This is a genomic window from Chryseobacterium sp. CG10_8, assembly GCF_058117085.1.
The window spans coordinates 1-3,418 of record NZ_JBYVEB010000180.1 but is presented as its reverse complement, the minus strand read 5'-3'; the positions used below and the strand labels follow the sequence as shown (position 1 = coordinate 3,418).

3 protein-coding genes are annotated in these 3,418 nt (G+C 32.5%); all 3 read right to left on the bottom strand.

From position 1 onward, the window contains the following. Nucleotides 1–230: 230 nt before the first annotated feature. Complete coding sequence (locus AC4AGG_RS15820; protein ID WP_489772988.1) at nucleotides 231–923, bottom strand: hypothetical protein; 693 nt, start codon at nucleotides 921–923, stop codon at nucleotides 231–233. 221 nt (nucleotides 924–1,144) lie between these two features. Continuing rightward, on the bottom strand, nucleotides 1,145–1,717 hold the full coding sequence (locus AC4AGG_RS15815; RefSeq protein WP_489772987.1) for a hypothetical protein: 573 nt from the start codon (nucleotides 1,715–1,717) through the stop codon (nucleotides 1,145–1,147). A 17-nt stretch (nucleotides 1,718–1,734) separates the two neighbouring features. Continuing rightward, on the bottom strand, nucleotides 1,735–3,360 hold the full coding sequence (locus AC4AGG_RS15810; RefSeq protein WP_489772986.1) for a hypothetical protein: 1,626 nt from the start codon (nucleotides 3,358–3,360) through the stop codon (nucleotides 1,735–1,737). Nucleotides 3,361–3,418: the final 58 nt, after the last annotated feature.

Below are 3,418 nucleotides of genomic sequence, written 5' to 3'. Positions count from 1 at the left end.
TTCATTAGATTTTCAGTTTAGACAGTGTTTTGATACTATTACCGCTAACGAAAAAGTATTAGCGAAGGCGGGCGAAAAGTGAACTGAAAGTTCAGTTTTAGGCCAACTGAAGCCAATGCTTTTTCAATGAAGTAAACTTACAAAAATAATACGGAATTGAAAAGCAGTGGCGGCGAAGAATTTTTGAATTTTCAATTCAAGAATTCAAGCCCGCTTTTGCTAATACACTGTTATCGGCAGTTTTTTTGTCTTTCAGCTTCAATAGCATTCAAAATCTTGTCTAATTCTTTGTAATTTTCAATATATGATGTTAAGATTTCTGCATTTACGATTGCAACTTCTCTATTTCTTTGTTCGTCCTCATATTCTAAAATAGTTTCTCGACTTGGATAATATAACATTAATTCACCGTGAGTATATTTGTTTCTATCCATTATAAAATCATAAAACGTTTTTGTAACGGATTTTATATTATATTCTTTCATGATTTCGTTTATCCATTCGATTTTTTTCGATTTTACAATATCACTAAAAATATTTCTATGCCCCATAAAATCTAATTTTTTATACTTTTCTTCATATTCTTCAAAAATATCCTTTAATTCATCCAACTGTTTAAGTTGTAAATTCAATGATTTAAGTTTTGAAAATAGATTTTCAGCGATTTGAGAACAAGTTCCAATTTGTTTTTTTACTTCATTAATGGCTGTAATACTTTCCTTTCCAAAAATTGCCTGACCATCAATTGGTAATTTATATCTACCATCTGGTGATTTTTCTGACAAAATAATTAATACAGCATGATTTATTGGAGTGTCAATTCCAAGTTTCTGTTCAGAAAACATTTGATGAGATATTTTAGCAGTCATATCTTCTGCCGTAAATTCAATAATTTCAGGACTTTTTAATAATAAAATTTTCATGTGGTGGGGTTAAAATTGCTGATAACGAGCGGGTATTTATGCAGTTCGGACTGAATGTGACAACCTTTTCTATAATCACAAAACTGAACAAAAACCATTTTCTTTTTTACTAAAATACAAAAATTGTAAAAAGAAATGGTTTTTGTGACTTAATAAAACTTATCGTTCTTTTAAGACTTTAACTCCGCATTGCATAAATACCATGTTGGCAGAAGTGGTGTTTATTGCTTTGTAAAAATTAAATCTTTTGTCTCCGGTAGATAAATCGTTTTATCCGTTCCTGGAGGACAATTGTTTGTTAATATATCGTTTGGACGATATTCCCAAAGAAATTGAGTTGGATTTATTTTTGTTAAAATAATTTTTCCCCAACCTACATGGCAATTTGTACCTGAATAACCTAACACCAAGATATTATTTAGACTTCCTCTAATTCCTAAACTTTCAATTTCATTTACCCCTGAAAATTGTGCCAGATTTTGGGTGTCTTGCAGAACAATTCCATTATTATCTTGAATAATATATTTAATAATAATTACATCATGATAAAAAATCTTGTCTACATATTTTACTTGTTTATCATCAACCTTGGTCAAAAAAAGTTTAATCAAATTACCGCTATAATTTGCATGATATTCTCCTATAAACTGAGGCAACTGGTTTGATAAATCTTTTATATGAGAGTAATTTGGGATTAAATCCTGATCAGTATTCAAAGGATAAACTTGTTGTGCTTTACATGAAACAGCAAAGATTAATAGAAAACAAACTGAGACTATTTTTATTTTTTTCATAATATTATTTTTTTTAATTAAGGACAATTAACTTCTTTCAGCTGGTTGTCTGTTGAGTCAATATTCACATTTTTTATGGTACCATCATCATCTACTCGTTGTAAAGATACTTTGTTTTGCATTCCCATTTTTTGTAGTGTGTCAAAAAAGAGTTTTTCAAGCCCTTTTGTATTCAATGTTGCTCCAAAATCATCTGAATAATTTGAATCACTTGATAATAGAAATTCCTTTTTCCGATACCAACTAATTAATTCTGTTTCATTCCAGTTTGCGAATACGAAACTTCCCAACTCTTGTAAACTACCAGTAAAACGAATAATAAAATGTTGATACTTGTATCCTCCGGTGCAACTACTACAGACTTCAGAGCCTATTACTCCCAAAAATGCATTTCCAGTTTGACCACTTGGTTGTGCAAGAGCATAATTTAGTAATACCAAAACATCTGGAGGAGAAAACATTTTAATTCCTGTTGGCGTATGATTATGATATCCTCCTTGATTTCCCGCTGCATCACCTAAAGTTACTTCATGATCTCCGCCATCTATCATTGCAGAAGTTGTGCCATCTGCTTTAATATTAAAACCTTTTTCGCCTTTGGTTTTAGACTCTTCTTTTAATTGAGACACTTTTGTTTGTACTTCAGTGTTTTCTTGTAATGTTTTTGTTTTTTCGCAAGGGTTGTCGTTTTTCGGATTTCCAACAATAATTACAACACCAGAACCATCGTTACATGGTGCGGTAAGTTTACTTGCAGAATTTTTTGCATTGGCTTGGATGGCTTCAACTTTTTTGGTTTGCCCTTTACAGTTTACATACATCCAATAAAGCACACCTTCAATTTCAACATGATGCGAAAAAGTCCATACATTTTCATCACATCCGCTACTACCTCCATCATCTCCACCACTACTTGAACCACCTGAACTTCCTCCTCCTCCAGAAGAGCCTCCGGAACTTCCTCCTCCATAACTTGGCCATGAAGGATATCCAGGATTTGACGGGTAACCTCCAGAATCAGGTGGATAACCAAGTCCTGGGTAACTACCACCACCTGGTGGATTTCCTGTAGAAGGAGGGTTGGTTGGGTCAGGAGGACAAGGGCTTTGCCCGTCTAAATAATCAATAGAAGCAACTATTTTTCCGTCCAAACTATAAGCTGTAACTTTTCCTACGAAATTTTGAAGGATTTCTCTATGATTTTCTTCATAAGGAATTTCCGATAAGTATTCTACAACTTTAGCATCTACAATTTCTTCCCCGACTTCTTTTACTTCAAAGTTGTACACTGTATATTCGTCTCCTGTGTTTTCAAGATTGAAAATGTAGTAGTTACAACTTTCTTCAATTTTCTTCAAAATAATTGAACTTTCCAAATTAGCAAAGTCAATATTTCCCTTTGCCAACGCAGAATTTGTAAAACTACTTTTTAAAGGAATTCCCAAATCCTTTCTTCCTGTTCTTAGCTTGATGTACTTTGTAACGTTTGGGATATCTTCTAGTTTGACTAATTGAAATTTAGAAGCATTGGGATTAAACTCATTATCTTGTTGTTCTTTCAAGACGTCTTGCCTACAATTAAAGACAAGTAATAAGAAACTTGCAAATAAAAGCAGTTTCAGCCATTTCTGTTTTTTTGTCATTTTAAGTTTACACTCATTTCCGTTGGTTTTTATGCGGTGCGTTTAGACCATTTCTGCC